Genomic DNA, 21,006 nt, shown 5'->3' with positions numbered 1-21,006 from the left:
CAATGACGAATCCCGGCGATTCCGACGAGTGGTGGAAGCAGTACGGCGGCGAAGGCGTGTCGCCGGAAGCTGGCGGCCAGGGGTCGGTACCGCAGTATCCGGCAGCCCAACCGCCCGGATCGGTTCCGCAGTACCCTTCGGCGCCGCAGTACCCGCAGCAGCCAGCCCAGCAGCCGCAGTATCCGAGCTACCCGCAGCAGCCGGTCGCCGGTGGGCAGCAGCCGTACCCGCAGACCCCGGCCTACCCGAACGCGTATCAGCCGTACGGATATTCGCAGCAGCCGCAGGGGAACAACGGGCTCGCGATCGGTTCACTGATCGCCTCGATAATCGGGCTGTGCAGTTGCGGTATCGGCGCGATCGTCGGAATCATCCTCGGTGTCATCGCGCTGAATCAGATCAAGGAGAGCGGCCAGCAAGGCCGCGGTATGGCCCTGGCCGGAATCTGGATCGGCGCTGTTGCCATCGTGCTCTGGATCGCCTATATCGTGCTCGACGTCGCGCTGACAGCGACGAAGTAGCCGCTTTCGAAAAACATCAGGGGCGCTCCCGTTTTCGGGAGCGCCCCTGAGCTTTTATCCAGGGTCTGCGACCTGATCAGGCCTTGACGACCTGGGTGCCGCCAGCGAACTTATCGTGCCAGCCCTGCTTGTTCGGGTCCTGCTCGATGGTGACCGCGATGTAGATCGCCATGCCGAGCGCGGCCAGCTGGCCCAGGCACGGAATGATATTGGCGACCAGGTAGAGGTTGCGCTTGAGCGAAACCTCCGGGGTGATCTTGGCGGCGCCACCGGGGGCGACGACGCGCAGGCCGAGGATCTTCTTGCCCAGCGTGGTGCCCATATTGGTCTCCATCAGCACGAAGTATGCGATGGGGCCGCCGACGACCACGATGAAGCCGAGAATCGAGCCGATGATTCCGACCTTCGACAGGATGAGATCGATGATGTAGGCCGGGATCAGGACGATCAGCATGTCGATGAACCTGGCGCCGAACCGGGGCAGCAGCTCACCCGGCTGGCCCGCACCGAAGCCCTGCTGGCCGTATTCACCGTACTGCTGCGGGTAGGGCTGCTGGCCGTAGGAATCCTGCGGCTGCTGCCCGTATTGGGGCTGTTGTCCGTATTGCGGCTGCTGCCCGTACTGGGGCTGCTGGCCGTACTGCGGCGGCTGCTGCCCGTACTGGGGCTGGCCGCCCTGCGGGTACTGCTGGCCGCCCTGCGGGTACTGCTGCCCATACGGCTGCCCGCCTTGCGGATACTGGTTGGGGTCGTACCCACCGCTTGTCATATATGTGTCCTCGTCAGTGATCAGTAGATCGGTCGATTGCGTACGTTACGGACATCGCGCGGGTTGCAACAACCCATTCTCGTCGAGTGCCCAAGGTTCCTTGGGCAGATTGGCCGGGTCGAATCCGATGAGCAGCTCGGCGGGCGGCACCGGCGGATAGCCCAGTGAACAGGCCAGCGCCGCCGCCACCCGATCGGGTGTGTTGCCGAGAGCGAGTTGGTCGGCGAGTGTTACCGCGCCGTCTCGTTTGGCCAGCCGCTTTCCTTCCTTGTTCAAAACCAGCGGCACGTGTGCGTAGCACGGAACCGGGAGGTCGAGCAGGGTCGTGAGATAGGCCTGGCGCGGTGTCGACGGCAGCAGGTCATCGCCGCGGACCACCTGGTCGATGCCCTGTTCGGCATCGTCCACGACGACGGCCAGGTTGTAGGCCGGAATGCCGTCGCCGCGCCGCAGCACCACATCGTCGACCGGGCCGCGGTAGCGCCCGTGCAATTCGTCGACGATCTCGAATTCGCCGGCTTGCGCGCGCAAGCGCAGCGCGGGCGGGCGGCCGTCGGCGCGATGTGCGGCCCGCTGCGCCTCGGTCAGGTTCCGGCAGGTGCCCGGGTAGTGGCCGAGAGGGCCGTGCGGTGCGGTGGCGGCCTGCTGGATTTCCCTTCGGGTGCAATAGCACTCGTAGGTGAGTCCGGCGGCGGTGAGCCGATCGATGGCCGCCGCGTAGTGCGCCAGCCGGTCGCTTTGCCGGACGACGGGACCATCCCAGTCCAATCCGATCGCGGCGAGATCCGCCAGCTGGCGTTGTTCGGCCCCGGGCCGCACCCGATCCAGATCATCGATCCGGATCAGGAAGCGTCGTCCGGTCGACCGCGCGAACAACCAGGCCAGCACGGCCGTGCGCAGATTTCCGACGTGCAGATCGCCGGATGGGCTCGGCGCGTACCGGCCTGCCGGAGTTCGGGAGGTTGCGGGCACGGTTGCCATCGTAGGGGCTGCGGCCCCCGATCACCGGATCCGCAGGTGCGGCCTGAGCCGGTCTTCGGGAATCGGTGTTCCGTTGTCCAGCGCGGCCAACAGCGTCTCGGCGTGCGCGATCAGACCGGCGCGGTCGATTCCGTACGGCACCGGGGTGCTCGAATCCGGTGCGAAGGCGCGCAGCCGCGTCACCGCGCGGGTGAGCAGCGTGCGCGCGCCCTTCGGATTCTCCCGCTGGATGTGCGTGAGCCCGACCGCATATTGGGCGAGCCCCTGCCACAGCATCCTTTCGGCGAACGGCCCGTTCTTCCACGCGGCCTCGAGTACCTCGTGCGCGTTGAATGCCAGACCGTCATCGAGCAGTTGCTGAGCGAACGAAAGAGTTTGCTGGGGTGGCAGATTCAGGTCGTCCGGAATTCGCGGCACCCCCACGCTGCCGACCGGTAGCGGCCGCCCGAACCGGTCGCGTGGGCGGGGATTACGGGCGCGACCTGCCTCGTCGCGGGGACGTTCGACCATGCAGCCCATCATCCACGGCAGTTGCCGGGGTCGTCCACGCGATCGGGTCGACCCCGATTTATTGACGGATCACGGAGCAATCACATCCGCAAAAAGTTTGCTGTCCAGCAAACATGGGAATGAATATCGTCTGCCGGCAATGGCTCCGCAACTTTTTCACATTCGCAAGATTGGCAAATGCGATGACTGAATGGGCAAGAGATCGGCAAATTCTCGTTGAACCTGCTACTGTTTATCGCGCGGGGGCGACCCCGCGAGGATAAATCGCCTAGAAGTGCAGTGCGATCACGACGCACCGTGAAAGTCGCGCGCTTTGGCAAGGCGCACCGCGGGATTCGGCGTTCCGCGCCGGATGCCGGTGCTAGTTAGAACGATGTCAGAAGAAAATTCTCGTTCTCGACGCAGCAAAGGAGCTAGTGCCGTGGAGGTTGACTTGACGGGAGCTGTGTGGCGCAAGAGCACGCACAGTGGCCCCGACGGGAACTGCGTGGAAGTCGCTTTTCTCGGTGACGGCAATGTGGCGGTCCGCGACACCAAGGACAACGGCTATGGTCCGTTGTTGGCGTTCACGCCAGGCGAGTGGGACGTATTCCTAACGGGAGTGTCACAGGGGGAGTTCGGACGCGCCTGACAACAGTCACGTCTGAACCGATCAGCACGGGCCCCGGGTCGGCACGGACTCGGGGCCTTCGCGAGTCGCCAGTAGCTCTCTCAGTGGGCCTGGCCGTTGCCGCCGTGGCCGTCGGTCTGCTGCTCTTGGGCGCGGCGTAGAACGGCGAGCTGCTTGCGCTCTTCCTCATGCTCGTCCGCCCGGTGGCGCTGGGACTCCTGCCATGGATCGGGCCGGAAGAATCCGCCGATGCCCGGCTTGCCTGCCGACCCCAGCTTGTTCATCTTCTTCGGCACCGTCGCGCCCTGGTATTCCAAGGGGATCGGATGACCATGCTCGTCGACCGGACCGAGCGGCTGGTGGATCTCGATGTACTCACCGTGCGGCATCCGCCTGATGATGCCCGTCTCGATGCCGTGCTCCAGCACCGCGCGGTCGCTGCGCTGCAGGCCAAGGCAGATGCGGTAGGCGGCGAAGTAGGCCAGCGCCGGCAGGGTCAGAATGCCGATCCGGCCGACCCAGGTGGTCGCGTTCAGCGAGACGTCGAATTTGTAGGCGATGATGTCGTTTACGCAGGACAGCGTCAGCACCACGTAGAAGGTGATCGCCATCGCGCCGATCGCGGTGCGGACCGGCACGTCACGCGGTCGCTGCAGCAGGTTGTGGTGCGCGGTGTCCTTGGTCAGGCGCCGTTCGATCCACGGATAGGCGATCAGCACCGTGAACACCAGGCCCATGATCAGCGCCCCCCAGAACGGTGCGGGCACGGTATAGCGGCCCGGATACAGCTCCCAGGGCGGGATCAGGCGCATCATGCCGTCGGTCCACATCATGTAGAAGTCCGGCTGGGTGCCCGCCGATACCTTGGCCGGGCTGTACGGGCCGAAGGCCCAGATCGGGTTGATCTGCAGCAGGCCGCCCAGCAGTGCGACGACACCGAGCGTGAAGGCGAAGAACGCGCCCTGATCCAGCGAGAACACCGGCACAATGCGGGTGCCGATCACATTGCGTTCGGTGCGGCCCGGACCCGGGAACTGGGTGTGCTTCTGATACCAGACCAGCGCGATATGCGCGGCGATCAGCGCGAGCATGATGCCCGGGAACAGCAGCACGTGCGCGATGAACAGGCGCGGAATGATGATGTTGCCCGGATAGTCGCCGCCGAACATCAGCCAGTGCATCCAGGTGCCGATGACCGGAATGCCGAGCGTGATGGACGAGAACGCCGCCCGCAGGCCGGTGCCGGAGAGCAGGTCGTCCGGCAGCGAGTAGCCGAAGTACCCCTCGAACATGGCCAGGATCAGCAGCAGCGAGCCGAGCACCCAGTTCGCCTCGCGCGGCTTGCGGAACGCGCCGGTGAAGAAGATCCGGAACAGGTGCACGATGATGGAGGCCGCGAAAAGCAGTGCGGCCCAATGGTGGACCTGGCGCACGAACAGACCGCCGCGGACCTCGAAGGAGATGTTCAGCGACGTCTCGTAGGCGCGGGTCATGGACACCCCGCGCAGCGGCTGGTAGGCGCCGTTGTAGGTGACCTCGGCCATTGATGGGTCGAAGTACAGCGTCAGATAGGTGCCGGAAAGCACCAGGATGATGAAGCTGTAGAGCGCGATCTCGCCGAGAAGGAACGACCAGTGAGTCGGGAAGACCTTGTTGATCGACCGCTTGATGAACCTGGCAGCCTGATATCGCTCGTCGAAGGAATGGGCTTGTTCGCCCACCTTGCGACCTACGTCAATAGCCATAGCCGACACCCCCGCCCTGGGTGAGTGGTGGTATGAGTTCTACTACAGACGGTAGCAGGGGATCGGGTCGGAATCGATAGCTTTCCCGAAGGCAATGTGGAACGAGACCAATGCGAAACAAGATCAATCAGTTCTTGCCGGTGCTGACCGCCGCCCCCGGTAACCGGTGTCATATCGTCGACTCGTGAGTACGTTGGCAGCCCAGGACGCCACGATGTACTGGCTGTCGAGCCGCACTCGTAATGACCTGTTCTTGCTCTATTGCTTCGACGATTCGGGATGTCTCGGCGCGGAACTGCGCGAGTTCGTCGCGCGGCGCAGTGCGCGCATTGCCGATCTGCGCGTCCGGCTGCGCGAGCTGCCGGGAGATCTGGACTATCCGTCATGGGTTCGGTGCGATTTCCGTGCCGAGCAATTTGTGGAACATTTCCTTTCGGAAGCGAATTGGCCGGGTGTGTGCACAGCACTCGGCAAACTGCTCGGTACCGGTGTGGACGCGACGGAGCGGCCGTGGCGGTTGCACGTCTTCCGCGGTATCGAAGGCGCGCCGCGGGGCGGGCCGGGACTCGCCATGGTGGTGGTGCTGCAGCTATCGCATGCGCTGGCCGACGGGCGGCGCGGGGCCGAGATCGCCAGGGCGCTGTTCGCCGAGTCCGATCCGATCGAGCCGGTTGCCACGGCGCGTGCTTCGGTTGGCGGGGTGGCACGTGTCGGTCGACGGATCGGTACTGCGGCAATGGAATTGGTGCCGGTGGATCCCGTACCTGTGCGTTCGGCGCTGGCGCTGCTGCGGATGCCGTTGCAGTTCTCGCGCACGGTGGTCCTGGGCTACCAGGCCTTCCGGGCCCAGCGGGAGCTGGCCGAATTGACCACTGCGGGAAAGATTCCGGGGCCGGGCCCCGGGTTCACGCCGAGTCTGGTGAACCGGTCGGACGCGGTCGATGGCGATTCGGCCGATCGGCAATCGGAGGTCCATCAGGTGCGGATGATCGTCTGCGATGCCGCGCGGATGCGGATTCGGGATCGCACCGTCACCGTGGTCGCGCTGACCGCTGTCTCGATCGCGCTCGAACGCTATCTGGCGGCGCGGGGTGAGCAGGTGGACCGGCTCGGAGCTCAGGTGCCGATGGCGTTGTCCGACAACCGGATAGGGGCGCACAACAACTACCGCAGCCTCGGCGTCGATCTGTTCATCGATGAACCGGATCCACTGGCCCGCGCGGACAAGATCGCCGCGGCGCTCGCCGATCGCCGCATCCGCGCCCGCCACCCACTGCTGACCGCACAGGACCGTGTCACCGCCGTCACCCCCGCGCCACTGCTGCGCCGCGACGTCGACCGCTACCCGATCGACACCGTCCCCGACTCGATCGCGGGACACACCGTGGTCTCGAGCGTCCACCGCGGGCCCGCCGACCTGCGGTTCGGCGGCGCACGCGTCCGCTTCACCGGCGGTTTTCCGGCGATCGGCTCGGTCATGCACCTGACCCACGGTGTCCACGGCCTCGGTGACACCGTCACGGTCTCGGTGCACGCCGACACTGCCGCGCTGCCGGATATCGACGACTACACCGAACTGTTGCGCACCGCGCTGAACGAGGTATTCATCTGTGCCGCCGGAGAACTGGGGACTTCAGCCGGGTGATTCGGCGCAGGCGGACGCCGTAGTTCTACTCACGGCGCCCCGGCGTCGACATGTTCGAATGTATTGGACGCCTCGAACTTCGGGCGCACCGATGCGCAGACAGTCGCGGCGGCAACCGAGTAGGGGGAACCACCACAATGACGACACCATCCAGCACGCGGCAATCCGGCTCCACGTCGCCCGGCCAGTGGATCGCGCGGCTCATCGCCATTGTGGTGCTGATCCCGCTGCGACTGGTGTGGGAGGGCATCAAACTTCTCGGCCGCAGCACCACCGCCGCACTGACCTACCTCTGGGATCATCTGCTCGACCCGATCTGCCGACTCGTCCGGCATTGGCTACTCCGCCCCGCCTGGGCCTTCGTCAAGGACTTCCTCTGGGGCTGGGTCCTGCACCACGTCCTCTGGGGCCTGGTCCTCACCCCCGTGGCCGCCTTCGCCCTCGACTACTTCCTGCGCCCGCTGCGCCGCGCCATCGAGGCCTTCCTATGGCGCCGAATCCTGCGCCTCACCCTGAACTGGCTCACGCGCAACATCGTGCTGCCGATCGCCGGCGTCATCCTGCGAATGCTGTATCTGGCGGGCAAATACCTGATCGCCTGGCCGCTCTACCAACTCTGGCGCTGGATCCTGCACCCTCTGTGGCGCCTGCTCCGCGCCGCCGCGACCTACGGCTGGCACGTCGCGACCATCATCGTGGGCGTACTCGTAGTAACCCCCTGCCGTGCGATCTACCGCACAATCCTGCGCCCGATCCTCGCGGCCCTGGCCGCCGCCTGGCGCACCACCATCGTCCGCCCCACCCGCTGGACCTACCTGAATGTCATTCAGCCCATGAACAAATGGGCCACCGACCTCATGAGCACGGTCTTCGGCAACTGAGCCGTTGCCCTGCCGACAAAAACAGCAGGTCAGGTTCGCGTACACGAACCTGACCTGCTGTCTGTGGCGGAGGATAGGGGATTTGAACCCGTCCATTTCCGCAGGAAAGTCCTGCGACCAGCGAAACTCGGTGCAATTCAGCTTGATTCAGCGCTACTGACAACGCAAACGTTAGGCTCAGGTGTTGACGCGGTCAACGTCCATTCCGAGTCATTTGGACCGGGCGCTGATCAGTGTCTGGCTGGGTCTGCCCGTCGGTCGTACCTCGGACTGCTCACGAAGTGAGGAGCGTTGTTGCCGTCGAACGTTGCCAGTAGAGGCGGAATCCGCGCTGCGTCAGGAGCCATGCGCCTGCAAGCCCCTGGGCAAGTGACTCATCGTCTCCGACTACACGTCGAAATCTCTTGCCATCTTCGGTTTCGATGACCTCCGCTGGTGCCAGAAGCTGCGGCCAGCCCAGCCCGTGTGCGTATCCCGAGTTAACTCGCCACTGGTGGTTGAGGGCGGCGCCTGAGCCTAAGTCCTCGGGGTCGGTGTATCGCGCGGCGTAGTCGACGATGTCGGTGTCGTCCGGGATCTTCTCGCAGTCCTTGCCCCTCCCCACCCTGAACTCCAGTTTGTCTCGGGCGATCTCTTTCACCTCGTCGACCAGTGCCTGAGCTTCGGCCAAATACGCAGCCTTGGTCTCGGGGGTGTGCTTCTTGCCCAAACTGCTGCTCATCAGCTTTTCGCAGTCATACCGAAGATATCGGAAGTCCTCGTAGGCGACCCAGAGTGCATGTTTCTGCCGGACCTTCTGTTCATCGGAACCGAGTATCCAAACTGCTCGCGCGCCTGCGAACAGCGCTGCCCTGGCAAGCGTGAACTGGGCTATAGGACGGACTCCCGAATGAGTGATGCTGTCACTCAACATGTCTAGATGGTCGGTAGCCGACATGAGGCTCTGCCAGGCCATCTGACTCACCGACCACTTCGAGCACAGTTTGTCATCGTCAAACAACTGGCTGCCGAGGGCGGGACTGTTCGGTTGCCCTATCCAGTCCATCCACTTGGGAAGGTCTACCTCCAGGTTCTCCATGCGGCCTCGCCATTGCGGATCGAGCTCGCGCCATCTATTCATCAGCGCAACCTAGCGCGACGGCAGAGGAATCAATGTCCCAGCGCGCCGGGGCGCCGAAGAACCCGCGGACTTGGCTCGGCTACGTGTCGGGCCGAGCAAACGCGCGCCCAGCGGCATAGAGGGGACATCCAGGTAAGTCCGGAGTGTCTGGGCTCGGGCGAGTGTGACCACCGACGTCCAGATGGGCCGGTTGATTAGTTACTGGGTGGTTGTGGTCGCCATAGCGTCTCGACGACGGGTCGTTCGGGGTGTCGAACCAGTTCGATCAACGCCCAGACCTGGGCGAAGGTGAATGTCGAATGTTCGACAACGAACTCGCGGTTGGCACCGCGGTAGGTGGCGCCGGCCAACTGGAGAAGGTCGAAGATTCTGTCGAAATCCTCCACGTGTGAGGCTTGGATATCGAATCGCTGCGCTGACTGGTTCGAGTTCCTTCTTGGCGCACTTTCTTCGGCTGGCGGCCGGAGCGGTGCCGCAGTCTCCCAGCGGATCTCGTATTCACGCCCCAGCACCTCTCGGACGGCCGCATGTAGCACCTCCATGTGTGTCGGCTTGATGAGGCGCTGCCTCAACGGTGCGTGTTCATGGGCCAATACGACGGTATTGTCTTCCAACCGGGCGATCCATACCCCCACCAGCAACGCATAGACTGTGCCGCCACCGAGCTGACGGGCCTTCTCTCGGATCGCTGGCCACAGCCCCTCGATCTCACCAGCGGTGTTGCCGGATGGGGTCGGTGCGGTCAACAGTCGTGTTGGTGCGTTCGGTTGTGGGCTTCGGTTGCGTGCGTTCTCGACCGCTTGGAGCCGTCGACGTTCGCGGTCCTGCTCTTCTGTCAGTTGCTTACTCAGTTCCGCAGGGATCTCGATCCCGTGGGGCGTCAAAGTCATGTCGGACAGCGAGAATTCGTAAGGGAGGAGTTCGTCTCCGGTACATGGCGGCAGGTGTTGTACGCGTTGGTTGAGGTCGTGGGCGGCGATGGGCTGGTGTGGATGCGGCGCGCCGACCATCAGCGTGATGTTGCTCTTCCAGGGATCGAGCATCCATAACTGTTGTGGGTGCTCGGTGTCGCTGAGGATTACCCACGGAACTGGGCTGTCCGGGTGCCATATCCATACGTCAACTACACCGCTGGTCTGGTAGTCGCGATGCCGACTGGTCCATGCTGCGTCGGTCTGTGGAGAGCTCTGTGCCTCAAGAGCGACTTCGTCGCCGTTGGCGAATGTGACCCGGACATCGGAGCGTCGCTCGCGGTTCGGTAGCCACACTTCACTGCGGACGTCGACGACATCCGCTTGGTTCCGAGCCCAGACCGCGAGGGACTCTTTGCTCGCCAGATGCCACTCCGACTCCGGTTCATGCTGTCCACCGCTAGGTCCATGGCCCGCTGGGTGCGCGAAGTGTGGCCGCCGGACACCGCCGATACGGCCCTTCACTATCACCGGCACTTCGCTGCCTGGCGCGGCACCTATACCCGCATAGCACAGAGCGCACAGCAGCGTCTGGTCCCCGCGATAGCTCTTGTGCCGCAACTCGTTCATGCGCGGATCGGCGGCATCGGTTGGGGCACAGAGGTATTGCTGTCGCACCACGTCTAGCGCGACTGTGAGGTTGTTGGAAGAACGCACCTCGGGACACCCTTCTCGGAATAGGCGGAGGCTCTTCCCGGCAGGGAAAGCCCTTGCGCGACCGCGCTATTCGACTTAAGGAGATGTCTAGGTCCGGCTAAGGTAGGTTATGGGAGAGCTCGTTCGCTCAGGAAGTATGTCAGTTGTATTGAGCGCCGGGAAGATCAAGTTTCACGAGTTCAGTTGCTACTACATGCGGCCTGTTCTGATGCTACGACGGCTCCGCCTCGATGTCGACTGCCCACTCCTTCAGCAGTACGGTGCGCAGCTGGGGCGGGTTGGTGTCCGGTAGAGCTGCTGCCGGGATTGAAAGGTGTGAAACAGCGGACAACCAAATAGCCGTGGGACCTATGTGGGCGTCAGGGGCGTCGAACGATGCATGGACTCCGTGGAACGTGAGGCGCTGCGCGCGATGGGTGTGGATCCGGATGATCCGGACGTACAGGCCAGCCAGCAGCGGGTTGCGGATCTTCTCAGATGCTGGGGTATATGGCTTCGCAATTGGCCGGGAAGTCCTGGAACTGCCTGACGGCAAGAGTAGGTGCTCCTCGCGCTACGTGGTATTTGAACTCTCGCGAGCCCGGTAAGCCCGAACTCGGCAGGTGATCGAGCAGTATTTGGCGGGTCTGCCCACCCGCTGCGGCACGACGATTCTCCTGCAACCGGGGCGCGCGCACGGGTGGGGCTCTCGTCGCGCCGCTGGTTGTGTCAATGCGGGATCGTCTCGCTGGCCGGTCAATACGGGATTACAGCCCTCGCGCTTGACGTACGCCTGCTTCGCGCGTGGGTCGTGCCACAATCGACGGCACACTCCGGTGTCGTCGGCGACGTCGTAGGCAAGGTAGCCGAGTTCGGCTAGCTCCGCTTCCGTCAGCCCGCGCTCCGGGTGATAGGTGCTGTTTGTGAATGCCCCACCGATACAACGGATTCGGAAGCATGGGTGCTCGGCTGATGCGCCGCAGCGCAGGCACTCGTGTCCAAGCTCGCCGTAGAAGCCGCGCCACGGTCCATGGACCGCCGGGGAGTCGCCGATAACGACGACCTCGTGATCGGACTCGTCACGCGGTATCGGGATCAGATCTCCGGTGTCGGACCGAACCCAGTCGATATGTATCAGGTACGGGAATCGCAAGCGGAGCTGGCGCCATGCGTCGACTGGTCGGACTGGATCGGTCAGTGTCGCACACACGTAGTCTAGCGAGCCTTCATGTGCGGACAGTTCCAGAAGAGAGCCGCCGACCAACTTCGTACCCGACGGAACTGGCAGCGGGTACGGGTCCGCAGTGAGTAGCCCATCGGGACCGAGATCCACGACGCACACTGACTTAGGTGGGTCGAAATCGACTGTCTTGGGGCGGTTCTTGTACACGTAGGGGAGTGGCGATCCGGAGTATCGGACGGCCGGTGACACGGCGTGCGGCCAATGCAGGTCTCCGAGGGCAACGTAGTCGATGCCGTCGAAGACATCGACGGGGACCGTTGACGGGCTGCCGCCTGTCTGAAGTCGAGCAATCCCGCGGGCAGACGGATCCGCGACCGGAGCGTGCGCGATGACCACAGATCGAGCGCCCGGTCGCGACTCTAGATCGCGGCGGACGCGTGCCATCGCCGCCCGCCAATAGTCGGCGTACGGGTGACCTGGCGGCACTCCGAGTTCCTTCCGAGCAAAGTGCAAGCACGGAATTCCGTAGAACGCGATCGGTCCATATTGGTCCTCGATCAGCACCGGATGCCCAATTCCAGCGGTCGATGTCAACAAGTGCAGTCCACCGTAGGTGGTGAACATCGCCCCTGCTCCCAACCTCACCGCTGAGTCGTGGTTCCCGGCCGTGACGATCACATGAGCGCCTCCGGCAACGATCCGCTCGAACGCGGCTTGGACCACAGTGATTTCGGCCTCCGACGGATTCTCTTTGTCGTAGACGTCACCACTGACAATCACCACGCTCGCGCTGAGTTCTGCAGTGAGCTCGGCGATCTCCGCGAGCATCTGCTCCTGGGCTGCGAGTAGCGGGATCTCATCCGCTACGAACCCGATATGCCAGTCCGAACTGTGCAGGATCCGCATGAAAGGCACGATAGGCTGGGGCACCGACAACTCTTGTCTGCCTTGGAATTTGCGCCTGCTCATGGCGGCGCCCGGTCAGTTGGTACCACTGGACAGCCGCAGATCTGGCCGGCCACGGTGAGGGGCTTACTCGGGCGCAATCAAAGCGACGAGCACTCCCATCGACCGTCCTCGGGGACAACCGACAAGAGGCGGTAGCTCGTCTGTATGCCTCCCTCCGACGCGCGGTACATCGATGAGCCGATGAGTGCTCTGACCTTTCGGCCGAGCAGTGGTGGGATGTGCGGAAGCGCGGACTCGATGACCGAGCCGAAGATATCGCTGTCGCCGGGATCGTCAGGACTGGTGAGATAGAACTTTCGGCGGACCGTCTTGCTGGCATCGAGAATGCCTGTGCTCGTGATGGTTTCTTTTGAAAGGGGCTCGTCCAGTAGCGGTGAGTTGAGCAGTGCGAGTGCGTGCTCGCGGGACACCAATGAACGGTCCTTGCCGAGTGAGGACTGGACTTCGATCCCCAGCGACCGGTTCGTCTCGGCCACCACCGAGATCACTAACCCGATCGCTGTTCGCAAGGTGCTCGGCAGCGACAGCAATGCTTCCACCGTCAGCCAGTCCTCTCCGCTGCAAGGGAGCGACTGGGACAACTCCAACGCCGCCCGCACGCTCGACGCGGCATCGGTCTCCGGAGGATGGCTCGCCGCTCGGGGCTCGGGCGGGAGCCCGAAAACCATCATGTGGGGAGTCATCACCAGCCGAGTGAGCTCGGGTATGAGGGACTGGTCGAGGTCGTGAGTCGTGCGGGTGATGTGTGGGGAGATCTGGTGGTGGGCGAATAGCCCGGTGGCGTTGGTCAGCGCAAGGGCGATTCTCTGTGCGTCTCGAGGTGAGACACCGTCGTCGGAGTCCACGATCAGCCGCGGGTGAGTTTCGGGGAAGTATTGAGCTTCGGCGGCCCACAGTGAGGATCTGAGCAATTCATCGACCAGACTGCTGCCTCGGTGGCGCGCCATGGCTTGCCGGAAAGGGGTGTTCTCTACCATGGCAGCTCCACGAACCCACGGTCGGCGAGCGCGGCCTCCTCCTCATCGTGTCCGGCGGCCCACCCACGTAGCCAGTGCTCTTTGTCGGTGTCTGTGCCCAGGTACGCGGCGATGTGAAAGCCGACAGGGTGGATGGCGCCGAGGTATGAGCTCGTGCGTGCGTCCCCGCCGATGACCACATCGCTCATCGTGAACAGTCGTCTCAAGCGACTACGCCTTTCCCCCGTCAGCAACTCCAACTCGGCCAGGTTCGCGGGAAACACGGCCAGCGTTAACGCCGGATCCCGCCCTGCCCCCGGCTGTCCGTCGCGGGTGACGAAGGAGCCGTCGAGCCAGAGATGTCCCCTGGTCATGAATTCCCGCAGTTGACCCAGGTATGCCTGCAACCCGTAGAAAACCACCTGACGCGTATCGGAGTGCTGCGCGTCGATCACGAGCCTCTCATGAACCTCCGCCAAACTTGCTGGCCAGCAACCCGACGGTAGAAGGCCGTCGGCGGTCCATCTCGGCAGACCCATGCTTCCCCTCCCTGCTCGTTTCAGCCCTCGCGGGCGGGCTCCCCCTTGCTCTCCGGCACGATCATCTGCCGCCCACCGTCCAGCAGATCTTGAATCCACGGGCTGGGCTGGTAGGCACCGGAGTCCGCATGATCAGGCTGAGTGTGCGACAACGTTGCACCCCCTGCAACGTGGTGTGGATCACTGAGGGTTCGCTGCTGTTTGGCTTCAGCGTAGACCGCCAAATCGTTTGCCTGGCGGGCAATCTCACGGCAATCATCAGGGGAGAGCAGGCGGAGTCGCTGGCTGATCTCGGCCACGTCGGGGTATGCGTCGCGATAGCCAGAATCGATCAACGCCGCGTCCATGACAAGCCAGTACGGGTACTGTGCCTCGCGCGCTATCCCGTCGAGGATGCGTTTGTCGGGGAGTTGCCGGAGGGGTCGGGCTGCCCAGGTGTAGAGGGTTTGCGGGGTACTGCCGACCCGCCGGGCGAACTCCGCTTTCTTCACCCCCCAGCGGTCGAGATGGTTCTGCACGATCCGTAGCAACTCGCTCATGATCGCTCTCCGTTCCGGCGTCGTAGGTTGCGCGACGCTTCGCTTCCACTGACCTGCACACCAATTCGGTTGGTCAGCTGGCCAACTTTTTATCCACCAGGCATCGCAACGCCTCGCCGAAGAATACGCAGGCTGTGAGGTATTTACCAATCGCTGACTTACGTTTTCGTCCACCTGCTGTGCGCGCAGACCGCGCGGCCTCTTTGAAATCAGCGCGTCTACCTGGCACGATCGGTCGCATTCGAACATAGGTCCGCCGGGGCGGGAAGGATCACGATGCGTTTGACATCAGGGGAGACACTTCGGGCGCTGATGCGCCAAAGAGGCGACACCATGGACTCTTTGGGCAGGAAAGCTGGATGTTCGCGGAGCTTCATCGGGCAGCTCTGCAAGGAAGATAAACGCAGCTGCACCCCCGAGCTGGCCGCGCGCATCGCGGAGGCTCTCGCGGTGCCTACGGATCTTCTTTTCGTGTCCAGGGAACACACAGTCAGCGATATTTATGCACGCAATCTGAGTGGGGCAGCGTGAGCGCGCTGACCGATACCGAAGATGAGGGTCGCCCAGCGGTCCAGGTAGAGCTGACGTTCACCGTCGCCGAGGGCGCGGCGATCCTCAAGCAGACCGAGAGCTGGTACCTGGGCAAGCTGCGCAGCGGCGAGCTGCCTGGTCACAAGGCTGGCCGCAAGCGGTATCTGACCGAGTCCGACATCAAGCAAGCGCAGGTGCTGACTGCCGTGCCCGCGGGTGTACCCGTCGCTTTGCCGCCCGTGCCAGCTTTCCGTCGCCGGAAGCGACCTCCTCGGCGCGCGTGAGCGTCCGAACAAGCTCCCTCGGTTCGGGCCGCGCCGACCCGTGCCGGGGGCGTGCGTCCTGGGAGAGGCCACGCGAGTCCCTCAGAGCTTGCGCTCCCAGGACGCACATCGCATCGAACAACATTGTGGGAGAACAGATGTCGAACGAAGAACATGGTGGTCGCCATCATCACGACCGCCCGCACGCGGTGCCGGTCACCGATCTGCAGGCGCGACTGCGCCGCGAAAACGCCGACACAGATCCAGAGCCGTCGAACCGGCCGTCCGAGAACACCGATTACGACTACGACGACGGGGGGTCGGCGGCATGAAGGCCAATGAGGATCTGCGGCAAGTGGCCGACTTGCTGGAAGCGGCGACGATCGGCTCGGTGCGACTGGCACTGGCACAGTCGCCGCGAGGGCCGCAGCGCCACGGCAGCCTGCCCGAGAATCTCGATGCCGCGGCCGGAGTGCTCGATCGGCACCGGCACCTGCAGGAAGCATCGATGGCGATCACCTTGGTGAACGCGATCTATGAATCCGAGGCAGCCAAGCTCACCCTGCTCACTCTGGCCGCGAACCCCGACAGTGAGCGCACCGAGGGCCCGTCGATGGTCGAGCAGGTCGGCACTATCGCGCGACATCTGCTGTCGAATCCCGTCGGCACCGACCTGCACCAGCTCGGCCGAGATCTAGCCGCCATCGCTGAGGGCAACCGATGAGCTACGACGACTGGCACGCTCGCGCCGAATGCCGCAGTGTGCATCCGGAAGTCTTCTTTCCCATCTCACACACCAGGCCGGGTTCTCGGCCGATTCCGGCCGACCGGGAGACCCCACGCCGAATCTGTGCGGGCTGCCCGGTACGGCTCAACTGCGCCCGGCTCGGCCTGGCCACTCTCAAACGAGGGTGGAAACACGGCGTCTATGCGGGCATCGACCTCGAAGACCGTGACGCGCGCAGCAAGCTGCTCGACGTGATCGACCTGCTGGCGCCTACCCCAGCGGCTGGTCGCGAGGCTGGAGGTACTCGCTCGCGGCCGGACCGACAGGGCGCGGCGCGGTGAGCGCCGCGGAGTCGCTGGTTTCCGCGTCGGCGGCCCGCGAGCTGACCGGCCGGATTCGCGCAGGCGTGGACGCGGTGTGGGAGTTGATCATGCGCGCCTTCACCACCCGAGTCTGGATCGTCTTGGGCTACGACTCCTGGGACGAGTACTGCGCCAAGGAGTTCGACACCACTCGGTTGCGGCTGCCGCGCGAGCAGCGCCGCGAGGTCGTGGCCTCGATGCACGAGATCGGCATGTCCACCCGTGCCATCGCCTCCGCGCTGCGATCGAGCACCCGCACCGTCAGCACCGACCTGGGGCAGGTGTCTTCCCGGACCACACCTGGCGCCACCGTGACCGGCCTCGACGGCAAGTCCTACCCAGCGGTGCTCGCCAAACCGGCACTTGCCAGCTCGCCGGCCGATCCCGGCCCCGAGACCAGTACCTCCTCCACAGCGCCGCCGCCGTCGCCAAGCTCCGACGCGGCGGAACCAGCACCCGCCTCACTTCCACGCGCTCGCCGCAACCCGCTGCCGGACTCGTTCTGGTCCGCCGCTCGCGAGCTCCGCAAAAACGTCGAACGACTCCAACGGCTCTGCGGCGACGACCGCTTCGAGGGCTATGCCGCCCAGCTCGGCACCCGACATCACAGCGATCTCATCCGAGCCCGTGACGCCGTCCAAACCGTCATTGATCTTCTGCCGCAACCCGATACAGAAGGAAAGCCATGAGTATGCACTTGGTGGCCACAGCACCCGATTCCAGCGAAAACGCCCTGCCCGAGCTGAAGATGGTCGACGCTGACCTCGCCACCCGGTGGCTGGCACGCAACTACAAGAACCGTCCCATCCGTGCCGCGCGGGTCGAACAATACTTCGCCGACATGGTCGGCGGCCGTTGGCGATTCAACGGCGACACGATCAAATTCGGTGTCGACGGCCGGCTCCTCGACGGCCAACATCGGCTGAAAGCCCTGGAGCTGACGAAGGGCAGCGGAGTCGTGTTGCCGATGCTGGTGGTGCGCGGACTGGCCAGCGACTCACAGATCACCATGGACCAAGGCGCCAAACGCACGCCAGGCGACCAGCTGTCGTTGTCAGGACTCTCGCGCCGCAACACCACGCTGGTCGCCGCCACATTGCGTGTCTACATCGCCTGGATGGAAGACGGGCTCTTCGGCGACCGGGTGCGCACCGCAATTTCAGCGACCCGGGTGGTCGAGTTCGCCGATGCCTATCCCGAAATCGTCTGCAGCGCAGAGGATCTCGCCGGTGTCGCGGTGCGCATCAAGTGCCGCCCCGCCGTGGCCTGTGCCCTGGGGGTTCGTCTGTCCGAGATCGATCCTGCCGCGGCCGCCGAGTTCCTGACGATGCTCGACTCCGGCGCGGGACTGGTCACGGGTTCGCCGATCCTGGCGTTACGCGAGCGTCTCGACAACATCCGTGCCACCAAGATCCGCACTTCCGATCGTGAGGTCCTCGGCTTGGGAGTGGCCGCGTGGAACCTGTGGCGTGACAACCGCTCGGTCTCCAAACTCCAACGGCCCAAGGGGGGTTGGACTCGCGAGAACTTCCCACAGCCTCGCTGAGACAACCCGCCCCAATCGAACTGGAGACAGACGTGACCTTGACCACCATCGCGCCGAACCAGCCGAGCGCCAGTAATCGCAGCGCGCACAAGACCACCGACGAGCAGATCGCCAGGTTCGTCAGTCCCGCAAGCGATTTGCCCCACAAGGCTTCTCCCGCACACGCGCCTACCCGAACGAGGGTGCAAGCCAGGAACCGTACCGGCATCTCTATTGCACACCAGAAGCTGACGCCGATCGCCGATGGCCGCCAGCTCACCGGCTTCGACCAGCGCTATCCCGGTATGGCTTGTCAGCTTGGGCGGCGGCGCATCAGTCCTAAAGAGCCGATGCGCCTCAAGGCGCACCTGTTGACGGATCCTGCCCGACCAGCTAACGGAGCATCCGCCAGCGATGCCACCGAATCAGCGCCACCCGCGGACGAAGGCATCGATGGTGATGAATGAGATCAAGATCGGGTCGTTGTTCTCCGGCGCCGGAACCCTCGATCTCGCTGCGTTGCAGCTGTTTCCGGGATCGCGGCTGGTCTGGCACTGCGACAACGATCCTGCTGCCAGCCGGGTTCTGGCCCACCATTGGCCGCAGGTGCCCAACCTGGGCGATATCACCGAAGCCCGTTGGCGTGACGTAGAACCCGTCGACGTTCTCGTCGGCGGGTTTCCCTGCCAGGACGTCTCTCTCGCCGGGCATCTCGCCGGCCTCGGCAAGGGAACACGGTCCGGGCTCTGGTCCTACATGGCCGAGGCAATCGTGGCACTCGAACCTCGACATGTGCTCATCGAGAATGTCGAAGGAATATTGAGTGCCTACGCCCTACGCGCAATGGAATCCCCGCCGGATGCTGTGGGAAGCCACCGAGATCGATCTAGTGTCCGAGCTGCCGGTGCCGTTCTCGGCGCGCTGGCCACGCTCGGGTTCGATGCGGAATGGACGAGCTTACGTGCGTCCGCCGTCGGAGCCTGCCACCGGCGAAGCCGAATCTTCATCCTCGCCCACGCTGCTACCCACTCCGATGTCACGAGACCACAAAGGCAAGGCCAACCCGCCCGGCCGGACCCGACAGGGCAGACCGCGCACCCGAGGCGACGACACGCTGCCCGACGCGGTGGATCGGATGTGAGGTTGCTGCCGACGCCCTCGGTATCCGATGGCACCGGCGGACACCTCTCACGCTCGGGTGCTCGGATCGGAGAGCTGTTACTCGGCGGCATCGCTCGCGCGCACGCCGAGGGTGCCCTGCTGCCCACGCCCCGCGCCAGCGACGGCGCGAAAGGCTCACCACGCCAACGGGGATCCGGCGGCGACTTCATGCTCCCCTCGGCGATCTACGCACTCACCCACGACCCGCATGGGCTCGGTGTCGCCGGGACCGGCAGCGAGCACCGGTCGGGGTCCGAGGCCAGCAGGTGGGGCATCTACGCGGACGCGATCGCCCGGCAGGAGGCACTGACTCGTCCAGCGCCGCCGCCCGCCGAGCCCAATCGTGACGGAAACCCGCGCCTGTCACCAGGTTTCGCGGAGTGGATGATGATGATGCCCCCGCGGTGGGTCACCGATCCCGCGATCGGGCTCTCGCGCGTGCAGCAGCTGCGGGTCATCGGCAACAGCGTCGTCGTGCCGTGCGCAGTCACCGCATTTCAGCAGCTGCGTGCCCGCCAGCCACTGGAGGACGTCGCATGAGCGTCCTGCGCTACGCCGACGGCACCGTCGTGCCCGAGGGCGAGCTCGAAACGATCGCGCACGCATTCGGTTTCTCCTCGGCCCGGCGCTGGATCGAATTCCACGCTGCTGCGGACCGGCGGCGAGACGCTCGGGAGAGGAACGCGGCGTGAACATCGCCTTCGTCCGTGCGGTGCGAACGCCGCGATTTCTGCTTCCCGCTCGACACCGAAAGGAGAAGCCTCCGTGGCTCGCGAGTTCGCGAAACTCTTTCTGAGCATCAACGGCGACGTCGACTTCGAATCGCTGACCGCCGACGCGCAAATGTTCTACACCCGAGTGCTGCTCGCCGAGCCCACCCTGTCCTACTGCGGGATCGCCGACTGGCGCCCGAACAGACTCGTGAGCAGAGCCATCGACCTCACACTGCCCAGGATCCTCACCGCCGCAGCCGAACTCGAAGCGCGCCGCTACATCCTGGTCGACGTCGCCACCGAAGAGGTGTTGGTCCGATCGCTGATCCGCCGCGACCATCTCTTGCGCAACCCGAAGATGGCCGCCGCTGTCACCACGGCCTACTACGCTGCCGCCTCACGGACCCTGCGGGCGGCGATCGTCACCGAGATCCAACGCGTACGCCGCGAGCATCCCGAATACAGCTCGTGGAGCCACAAAGATTCCGGCGAGCGACTCACCCAACTGCTGAGAATGCCCAATCTCGATGCGGTCGGCTACACCAACACAATTCAGGTTCCCGACACCAATACCGAACCGAACTCGAATACCAATCCGATCACCAATACCGACCCGGTCCACAACACCGATCCCGAACCGGTCACCGACACCGTTTCCGGCCTCAGCGATGAACACCAATCGAATAGCCAATCGAGATCGGCCCCGATTCCCAGCACCCACACCCCACACCCGGCACCCTCTAGTGGTGGTGACGTAACTACGGAAGCTCACTTGGCACCCGCGGACAGTCAGCCGCCGCCACGGCGCTGCCCGCACCACCGCAACGAACTCTCGCCACCGCCGTGTCGCGCCTGCGGCGAGGCCCGCAGAGCACGCGAGGCATGGGAGCGTACCCACGCCAACGACATTCGCGCCTCCGTCCGCGCCGACCGCGACGCCGCCAACGAGTGCGGAATGTGCGACGGGCGATGGCGCAACCCGCCACCGGAACTGCTGGCACTTCACCCGGACCCGCCGGTCGTCCGATGCGACCACCGCACCCCGACCAGCCTCGACCACTGGCACACCAGCGAGGACCGCCGTGGCTGAGCACACCCGCGTCGACACCGTCGACCCGCTACGCCCCGGACTCCACGCTCCGACCCTCG

At 64.5% G+C, this 21,006-nt stretch carries 25 protein-coding genes and 1 pseudogene; 16 read left to right on the top strand and 10 right to left on the bottom strand.

Annotated features, from left to right (window positions below):
- Nucleotides 1–2 precede the first annotated feature (2 nt).
- A complete protein-coding gene (locus tag ACHQ4I_RS01130; protein WP_420769750.1) occupies nucleotides 3–521 on the top strand; it encodes a DUF4190 domain-containing protein in 519 nt (172 codons plus the stop codon).
- 76 nt (nucleotides 522–597) lie between these two features.
- Here ACHQ4I_RS01130 and ACHQ4I_RS01125 read toward each other — a convergent pair whose 3' ends face one another.
- The 3 genes from ACHQ4I_RS01125 to ACHQ4I_RS01115 are packed head-to-tail and all read right to left on the bottom strand — an operon-like array spanning nucleotide 598 to nucleotide 2,781.
- Nucleotides 598–1,290: an RDD family protein gene (locus ACHQ4I_RS01125; protein ID WP_420769749.1), complete on the bottom strand. Its 693-nt coding sequence runs from the start codon at nucleotides 1,288–1,290 to the stop codon at nucleotides 598–600.
- Nucleotides 1,291–1,335: 45 nt separating this feature from the next.
- Entirely contained in the window at nucleotides 1,336–2,271 is a 936-nt protein-coding gene (gene gluQRS, locus ACHQ4I_RS01120; RefSeq protein ID WP_420769748.1) for a tRNA glutamyl-Q(34) synthetase GluQRS, read from the bottom strand.
- A gap of 21 nt (nucleotides 2,272–2,292) precedes the next feature.
- Nucleotides 2,293–2,781: a DUF309 domain-containing protein gene (locus ACHQ4I_RS01115; protein ID WP_420769747.1), complete on the bottom strand. Its 489-nt coding sequence runs from the start codon at nucleotides 2,779–2,781 to the stop codon at nucleotides 2,293–2,295.
- A gap of 421 nt (nucleotides 2,782–3,202) precedes the next feature.
- Between ACHQ4I_RS01115 and ACHQ4I_RS01110 the strand changes: the two genes are divergently transcribed.
- Nucleotides 3,203–3,412, top strand: a complete 210-nt coding sequence (locus ACHQ4I_RS01110; protein WP_420769746.1) for a DUF397 domain-containing protein — start codon at nucleotides 3,203–3,205, stop codon at nucleotides 3,410–3,412.
- An 80-nt stretch (nucleotides 3,413–3,492) separates the two neighbouring features.
- Here the strand turns inward: ACHQ4I_RS01110 and qcrB are convergent, their stop codons facing one another.
- Nucleotides 3,493–5,136 carry a cytochrome bc1 complex cytochrome b subunit gene (gene qcrB, locus ACHQ4I_RS01105; protein WP_420769745.1) on the bottom strand — a complete coding sequence of 548 codons (1,644 nt, stop codon included), beginning with the start codon at nucleotides 5,134–5,136 and terminating at the stop codon, nucleotides 3,493–3,495.
- 184 nt (nucleotides 5,137–5,320) lie between these two features.
- On the opposite strand from qcrB, the gene ACHQ4I_RS01100 reads away from it, so the two are divergent.
- The gene (locus ACHQ4I_RS01100; protein ID WP_420769744.1) at nucleotides 5,321–6,781 is read left to right on the top strand and encodes a WS/DGAT domain-containing protein; all 1,461 of its coding nucleotides are present in this window, start codon (nucleotides 5,321–5,323) and stop codon (nucleotides 6,779–6,781) included.
- A gap of 137 nt (nucleotides 6,782–6,918) precedes the next feature.
- Nucleotides 6,919–7,662 carry a hypothetical protein gene (locus ACHQ4I_RS01095; protein ID WP_420769743.1) on the top strand — a complete coding sequence of 248 codons (744 nt, stop codon included), beginning with the start codon at nucleotides 6,919–6,921 and terminating at the stop codon, nucleotides 7,660–7,662.
- A gap of 274 nt (nucleotides 7,663–7,936) precedes the next feature.
- On the opposite strand, the gene ACHQ4I_RS01090 is transcribed toward ACHQ4I_RS01095, so the two are convergent.
- The 6 genes from ACHQ4I_RS01090 to ACHQ4I_RS01065 all read right to left on the bottom strand — a co-directional run bounded on the left by ACHQ4I_RS01090 (nucleotide 7,937) and on the right by ACHQ4I_RS01065 (nucleotide 14,575).
- Nucleotides 7,937–8,782, bottom strand: a complete 846-nt coding sequence (locus ACHQ4I_RS01090) for a hypothetical protein (protein WP_420769742.1) — start codon at nucleotides 8,780–8,782, stop codon at nucleotides 7,937–7,939.
- Between the two features lie 194 nt (nucleotides 8,783–8,976).
- Complete coding sequence (locus ACHQ4I_RS01085) at nucleotides 8,977–10,410, bottom strand: competence protein CoiA family protein (protein ID WP_420769741.1); 1,434 nt, start codon at nucleotides 10,408–10,410, stop codon at nucleotides 8,977–8,979.
- A gap of 553 nt (nucleotides 10,411–10,963) precedes the next feature.
- The gene (gene sbcD / locus ACHQ4I_RS01080) at nucleotides 10,964–12,478 is read right to left on the bottom strand and encodes an exonuclease subunit SbcD (RefSeq protein WP_420769740.1); all 1,515 of its coding nucleotides are present in this window, start codon (nucleotides 12,476–12,478) and stop codon (nucleotides 10,964–10,966) included.
- A 140-nt stretch (nucleotides 12,479–12,618) separates the two neighbouring features.
- The gene (locus ACHQ4I_RS01075) at nucleotides 12,619–13,518 is read right to left on the bottom strand and encodes a hypothetical protein (protein WP_420769739.1); all 900 of its coding nucleotides are present in this window, start codon (nucleotides 13,516–13,518) and stop codon (nucleotides 12,619–12,621) included.
- Nucleotides 13,512–14,036: a DUF6932 family protein gene (locus tag ACHQ4I_RS01070; protein WP_420769738.1), complete on the bottom strand. Its 525-nt coding sequence runs from the start codon at nucleotides 14,034–14,036 to the stop codon at nucleotides 13,512–13,514. The genes ACHQ4I_RS01075 and ACHQ4I_RS01070 overlap by 7 nt, the downstream gene beginning before the upstream one ends.
- 20 nt (nucleotides 14,037–14,056) lie before the next feature.
- Complete coding sequence (locus tag ACHQ4I_RS01065; protein ID WP_420769737.1) at nucleotides 14,057–14,575, bottom strand: hypothetical protein; 519 nt, start codon at nucleotides 14,573–14,575, stop codon at nucleotides 14,057–14,059.
- Nucleotides 14,576–14,851: 276 nt separating this feature from the next.
- Here ACHQ4I_RS01065 and ACHQ4I_RS01060 point away from each other — a divergent pair, with 276 nt between their 5' ends.
- From ACHQ4I_RS01060 to ACHQ4I_RS01005, 12 genes and pseudogenes are all read left to right on the top strand, one after another.
- A complete protein-coding gene (locus ACHQ4I_RS01060) occupies nucleotides 14,852–15,106 on the top strand; it encodes a helix-turn-helix domain-containing protein (RefSeq protein WP_420769736.1) in 255 nt (84 codons plus the stop codon).
- Complete coding sequence (locus ACHQ4I_RS01055; protein WP_420769735.1) at nucleotides 15,103–15,390, top strand: helix-turn-helix domain-containing protein; 288 nt, start codon at nucleotides 15,103–15,105, stop codon at nucleotides 15,388–15,390. The genes ACHQ4I_RS01060 and ACHQ4I_RS01055 overlap by 4 nt, the downstream gene beginning before the upstream one ends.
- Before the next feature lie 137 nt (nucleotides 15,391–15,527).
- Nucleotides 15,528–15,701, top strand: coding sequence for a hypothetical protein (locus ACHQ4I_RS01050; RefSeq protein ID WP_420769734.1), 174 nt, complete (start codon nucleotides 15,528–15,530; stop codon nucleotides 15,699–15,701).
- Nucleotides 15,698–16,093, top strand: coding sequence for a hypothetical protein (locus ACHQ4I_RS01045; RefSeq protein ID WP_420769733.1), 396 nt, complete (start codon nucleotides 15,698–15,700; stop codon nucleotides 16,091–16,093). Before ACHQ4I_RS01050 ends, ACHQ4I_RS01045 begins: the two co-directional genes overlap by 4 nt.
- Entirely contained in the window at nucleotides 16,090–16,437 is a 348-nt protein-coding gene (locus ACHQ4I_RS01040) for a WhiB family transcriptional regulator (protein ID WP_420769732.1), read from the top strand. Before ACHQ4I_RS01045 ends, ACHQ4I_RS01040 begins: the two co-directional genes overlap by 4 nt.
- Nucleotides 16,434–17,147 carry a hypothetical protein gene (locus tag ACHQ4I_RS01035; RefSeq protein ID WP_420769731.1) on the top strand — a complete coding sequence of 238 codons (714 nt, stop codon included), beginning with the start codon at nucleotides 16,434–16,436 and terminating at the stop codon, nucleotides 17,145–17,147. Before ACHQ4I_RS01040 ends, ACHQ4I_RS01035 begins: the two co-directional genes overlap by 4 nt.
- A complete protein-coding gene (locus tag ACHQ4I_RS01030; protein ID WP_420769730.1) occupies nucleotides 17,144–18,004 on the top strand; it encodes a hypothetical protein in 861 nt (286 codons plus the stop codon). Before ACHQ4I_RS01035 ends, ACHQ4I_RS01030 begins: the two co-directional genes overlap by 4 nt.
- A 32-nt stretch (nucleotides 18,005–18,036) precedes the next feature.
- On the top strand, nucleotides 18,037–18,450 hold the full coding sequence (locus ACHQ4I_RS01025; protein ID WP_420769729.1) for a hypothetical protein: 414 nt from the start codon (nucleotides 18,037–18,039) through the stop codon (nucleotides 18,448–18,450).
- Nucleotides 18,398–18,949, top strand: a pseudogene (locus tag ACHQ4I_RS01020) (DNA cytosine methyltransferase); the annotation flags it as partial. The gene ACHQ4I_RS01025 and the pseudogene ACHQ4I_RS01020, both read left to right, overlap by 53 nt.
- A gap of 171 nt (nucleotides 18,950–19,120) precedes the next feature.
- Nucleotides 19,121–19,684 carry a hypothetical protein gene (locus tag ACHQ4I_RS01015; RefSeq protein WP_420770192.1) on the top strand — a complete coding sequence of 188 codons (564 nt, stop codon included), beginning with the start codon at nucleotides 19,121–19,123 and terminating at the stop codon, nucleotides 19,682–19,684.
- Nucleotides 19,681–19,836 (top strand): hypothetical protein, encoded by a 156-nt coding sequence (locus tag ACHQ4I_RS01010; protein WP_420769728.1) that lies wholly within the window; start codon nucleotides 19,681–19,683, stop codon nucleotides 19,834–19,836. The genes ACHQ4I_RS01015 and ACHQ4I_RS01010 overlap by 4 nt, the downstream gene beginning before the upstream one ends.
- Before the next feature lie 73 nt (nucleotides 19,837–19,909).
- The gene (locus ACHQ4I_RS01005; protein WP_420769727.1) at nucleotides 19,910–20,947 is read left to right on the top strand and encodes a hypothetical protein; all 1,038 of its coding nucleotides are present in this window, start codon (nucleotides 19,910–19,912) and stop codon (nucleotides 20,945–20,947) included.
- Nucleotides 20,948–21,006 lie beyond the last annotated feature (59 nt).

The organism is Nocardia nepalensis, from assembly GCF_048910785.1.
GTDB lineage: Bacteria > Actinomycetota > Actinomycetes > Mycobacteriales > Mycobacteriaceae > Nocardia > Nocardia nepalensis.
The sequence above is the reverse complement of the archived record's forward strand: the minus strand, read 5'-3'. Positions and strand labels throughout refer to the sequence as shown.